The sequence below is a fragment of the Mesorhizobium sp. M5C.F.Ca.IN.020.29.1.1 genome (assembly GCF_003997375.1).
In the GTDB taxonomy this organism is placed as follows: domain Bacteria; phylum Pseudomonadota; class Alphaproteobacteria; order Rhizobiales; family Rhizobiaceae; genus Mesorhizobium; species Mesorhizobium wenxiniae.
The window spans coordinates 1-5039 of the sequence record NZ_RZSW01000469.1; the positions used below are offsets into that span (position 1 = coordinate 1).

General features: G+C 58.2%; 3 protein-coding genes and 1 pseudogene. All 4 read right to left on the reverse strand.

Annotated features, from left to right (window positions below):
• Positions 1–612: pseudogene (locus EOA85_RS27250) on the reverse strand (histone deacetylase family protein); the annotation flags it as partial.
• A 20-nt stretch (positions 613–632) separates the two neighbouring features.
• Positions 633–2165 (reverse strand): altronate dehydratase family protein, encoded by a 1533-nt coding sequence (locus EOA85_RS27255; protein WP_127211842.1) that lies wholly within the window; start codon positions 2163–2165, stop codon positions 633–635.
• 173 nt (positions 2166–2338) lie between these two features.
• Entirely contained in the window at positions 2339–3247 is a 909-nt protein-coding gene (locus EOA85_RS27260; protein ID WP_127211840.1) for a dihydrodipicolinate synthase family protein, read from the reverse strand.
• A 156-nt stretch (positions 3248–3403) separates the two neighbouring features.
• Positions 3404–5039 (reverse strand): GMC family oxidoreductase N-terminal domain-containing protein (locus tag EOA85_RS27265; RefSeq protein WP_206523381.1); only part of this gene is annotated, 1636 nt, incomplete at its 5' end.

Below are 5039 nucleotides of genomic sequence, written 5' to 3' on the forward strand. Positions count from 1 at the left end.
GATCTGCTGGGTGCCGTTCCCATGGTGGATATCGATATCCAGAATTGCGACGCGCTCGGCTCCTTTCATCCGTAGAGATTCAGCAAGGGTCGCAACGTTATTGAGGTAGCAAAACCCCCAGGCCATATCGGTGCAGGCGTGATGGCCTGGCGGGCGGCAAAGTCCATATGCATGGCGCTCGCCGCGCGCAATCAAATCACCGACGTTAAGGGCGACGTCTACACTGGATCGCGCCGCCGCCCACGTTCCGCGCCCGACGGGACACGCTGTGTCGGCTTGGTGGAATCCGGAGCGTGCAACGATATGGCTGGCGTAATGTGACGCAAAACGGTTGGGGTGCGTGTTGGGCACAATTTCCGGGCCGGCGTGGGGCAACGCAAGCCATTCATTTATGCCATTCTCCAGAAAGTCGAGATACCGCGCCGTGTGAACGCGCGTCAGAATCGAGGCGTCGGCCGGGTTCGCCTCGATCGCCTCGTGCCCGGCATCGATCGCCGACGAGAGCAGCATGTCGGCACGCTCGGGGCGCTCGGGGCTTTGAACCAATCTTCCGCGATGAATGAATGTTTGCGGGTCGTGGCTACGATGGCCTTCTGAGTAAACGACTTTCATGCCAATAGCTTTCTTGAGGGCTAGACGGTGGCGCCAAGAACCCACGGGGCGAATTCGGCCGCCCCAAAATCAAACTCTTCGCTTTTGGTTCGTTCCCCTGAAGCCACGCGCAAAATCAGATCGAAGATTCGCTTGCCGCATTGTTCGACACTCTCGCCCCCGCTGAGGATCTCGCCGCAATTGATGTCCATGTCGTCCTGCATGCGCTGGTACATCGCCGTATTGGATGCCAGTTTGATGGACGGTGCCGGCTTGCATCCAAAAACACTGCCTCTTCCCGTCGTGAAACAGATGAGGTTCGCGCCGCCGGCAACCTGACCAGTCGCCGACACTGGGTCGTATCCGGGAGTGTCCATGAACACCAATCCAGGGCCCTTGACTGCCTCGCCGTATTTGACGACATCGACCAGGTTTGTTGTGCCGCCCTTGGCCATGGCTCCCAGCGACTTCTCGACAATGGTGCTTATCCCACCAGCCATGTTCCCCGGGGAACGATTGTCGTTCATAACGGCACCTTCCCGCTTAAAGTATGCATCCCACCAATCCATGAGAGCGATCAGCTTCTCGCCGACTTCGCGCGATACGGCGCGGCGCGTCAGCAGATGTTCGGCGCCGTAGGTCTCGGGCGTCTCGGACAGGATCACCGTCCCGCGACTACGGACCAGAATGTCGCTGGCTGCCCCCAAGGCGGGGTTTGCCGTCACCCCCGAAAGCCCGTCCGACCCGCCGCACTGCAGCCCCACGATCAATTCGCTCGCAGGAATAGGCTCTCGGGTAACCTGATTGGATTCCCCGAGAACCTCCCGCACGAATGCGACTGCGGCTTCGACTGTCTTTCGCGCGCCGCCCATGGCCTGGATGTCCATGCTTCGTACGCGCCCAGCCAGTCGCTGCTCTTCCAGCAAACCACCTATCTGGTTGACCTCGCAGCCCAGTCCGAGAACGATTACGTGGCTGAAATTGACATGGCGCGCGTAACCCCCGAGCGTACGACGGAGGACGTTCAACGGTTCGCCGCCGGTCATGCCGCATCCAGTCTTGTGGGTTAGCGCGACGACCCCGTCCACATTCGGAAATTCAGCAAGTGGATCGGCCCCCGTAAAGGGATTTTTCTTGAACACATCTGCCACCACATTGGCGACGTGGCTGCTACAGTTCACACTGCTCAGAATTCCGACGTAATTCCGAGTTGCCGCGCGCCCGTCAGGACGGCGGATGCCCAAAAAAGTAGCTGGCGTTTCAACGTAGTCGGTGTCGCGCGCTGCCGCGCCAAAAGCGTAGTCCTTTTCGAATTCGCCCAAAGCCACGTTCTGCAGGTGGACATGCAGTCCAGGCTCAATGTCTTTGGTAGCAAACCCGATGATCTGACCGTATCGCAACACGGGCTCACCCGATCTGATCGTCCTGATGGAGATTTTGTGTCCCGCAGGGACAGCGCTCTTGGCAACAAGCGCCCCATCCACCGTCTGCTCCCGCGCGATTGCACGTCGCGCGATCGCGACATTGTCGCTAGCGTTCAGGACGAGCACCGAACTGGGCAGATTCGTTGTCATCGTGTCGTCTTGCATTGTTGCTCCCGCCTGTTCGTGAGCTGGAACTCGAACCGGTCTGCGGCACGGTTGATACCGGCGCGACGCCAGGATCGGTCAAAAACCTCGGCAGTATGTCCCGGTCGAGAGGAGCGTTTGTGCTCTCCATCAAGCCAAGTCACGGTTTTATGGCTCCGTTAAGCTGCCCGGGAATACCGCTCGTTTAACGTGGCGATCGTCTGCTCGATGATCGACACCACCCGCTCGCGCTCATCTCCGACCAAGGGCAACCGCGGCGCGCGTGTCCATTCCGGCGCTCCGCAGACAAGGTGCTCGGCCAGCTTGATGTACTGCACAAGTTTTACACTGGTATCCAAGTGGAAGGCAGGGGTCATGATGCGGTACAGTTCGCGGGCCTCCGCAAACTTCTCGGCGCGGCCCAGGTCGAAGATGCGGACGCACTCCTCAGGCCAGGCATTCGTCATGCCGGAAACCCACCCCGTGACACCCAAGGCCAGACTCTCGAGGATCAGATCGTCCACGCCGCAAAAGACTGCGAAACGGTCACCAAACGCGTTATAGAGGTCCGTAACACGGCGAATATCGCCAGACTCCTCCTTAATACAAACGATCTGGTCGACGTCCTCAAGTGTCCGCAGGATCTCCGGGGCCACATCGACTCCGTAAGCGATCGGATTATTGTAAATCATGATCGGGAGATCGCACCCGGCTGCGAGGTTGCGATACCACGCGGAGGTTTCACGGGCGTCTGATTTGTACGCGATACTCGGGAAGGCCATCAGTCCTTCTGCACCGAAGCTTTGAAACTTTCGTGCCGTATCAACGGCCGAGTCGGAGGAAATTTCCGCAAGGCCAGAGAGGAGTGGAACACGGCCGCTGACAACTTCCTTGGCAGCGCGGATGACCTTTTCCTTTTCATCGGGCGTCAGCGACGCATTCTCTCCCAACATGGGAAGAACAATAACGCCGGATACGCCACCTCTGATCAGCCGCTCAATGCTGCTTTGCGTCGCAGCGAGATCGAGATCGCCTTTTTCATTCAGCTTCGTGGTCACTGCCGGGAAAACGCCTGCCCAATTCGCCATCACTGCCAACCTTTATTTATTACGCCTCAGGACGAGGCTCTTTCGAAACATCAATGATGTTCTGCGTGGAACACTGTTCTAATAGTGGTTTCGCCCGCTGTCAATCGGGCAGCGGCGTTTAGATGGATACAGTTAGGAAACGAACGTCACAAAAATTCAGAGCGTGGTGATGCGACCGCGTATGAGATCAGCCGCCCTTTCAGCGACTGCGATCGCGCTTGCGTTCATCCCGCCCGACAAAGGTCGCGGGAAGACTGAATTGTCGACGACCCTGAGCCCGGATACGCCGCGTACGCGCAGGGACGTGTCCGTTACGCTTCTCTCATCCGATCCCATTCGGCAGGTTCCGGTATAGTGGGCGGCGGTGGTTCCGACCCGTCGCGCGAAGTCCAGAAGCTCTTCATCTGTGACCACGTCAGGGCCAGGTACGGTCTCTCCAATGCTCCATCGCTTGAGAGCCTCCATCTCAAAGACCCGCCGCGCAGTGCGTAATCCGACCAACAGCCTTGGCCAGTCGGTTGGCGCACTGAGATAGTTCGGACTAATGGCCGGCGGCTCTTGCGGATTTGCGTTGCGAGCGAGTACCGTCCCCGCGCTGTCGGGACAGGTTACGAACACACCGATCGTCATACCTCCGTCACGCTCCAAAATTCCTGGAGTGGAGGCTGAGAAACTCACCGGCGCGAACATGAGTTGTAGATCATCGAACTTGGCTTCTGGAGAACTCCTGCAAAACAGGGAGGCCATACTCGCGCCTAGCGTGAGAAGCCCGCTATTTCTGGCGAGATACTTGATTGTTTCTCTCGCTATGGTCAGGGCATTGTTCATTTCATTGATGGCGAGGACCCCGCGTGCGCGGTGAGACATCCTGACAAGGTATTGATCCCGGAAATTCTCGCCGACCTCTGGTAAGGCCTGAACAACAGGAACACCAATCCGCTTGAGATGCTCAGGGTTTCCGATCCCGCTCAGCTGGAGCAATTGCGGTGAGCGCAAAGTGCCACAGGAAACGATCAGCTCGCGCCGTATCTTAACTCGCCAGAGGCGCCCATTCTGAACGAACTCCAGACCTGCCACCTTCTTTCCGGCAAAAAGAATCCGAGTGCAGGCCGCGTTGGTCTCGATCCGAAGATTGCGCCCCCTCTTCAGAGCAGGGCGGAGATAGGCTGACGCGGTGCTCGCCCTGAAACGGCCGTTGCGATTCTGCTGGAAGAGACTGGCTCCCCTTCTGTCTGGGGCGTTCATGTCGCCAACCTCGTCATAGCCGGCCTGGGTTGCGGCTTTGACGAAATCCCGTGCGAGTGGATGAATCGTGCGGAATGAAGCGACTTTCACGGGGCCGAAGCTGCCGCGATACTGGGACGCATCGCCTTCAAAGCTCTCCGCCTTTTTGAAGTATGGAAGTAACCCTGCATAATCCCAACCGCGGCATCCAAGGTCATTCGCCCACCAATCATACTCAGCCGCTTGCCCTCTCGTGAACAGAATGCCGTTGATAGAGCTGCTGCCCCCCAACCCTCTACCGGCGGGAGCGGTGATACTTCGGCTAAATATGTCGGGGCTGGCCTCAGTATTGTACATCCAGTTGAAGCGGCGATCTTCCAGCAGATAGAAATCCCCTGCAGGAATGTGTATGAAAGGATTCCAGTCGCGAGGCCCCGCCTCTAACAGCAATACCGAGTTATCATCCTCGGATAGGCGGCTCGCAACGACGCTGCCTGCCGATCCGGCGCCAGCAACGCAATAATCGGTCTCAAAATCCCATGCCGGGGCCATCTCAGTCCTATAATCA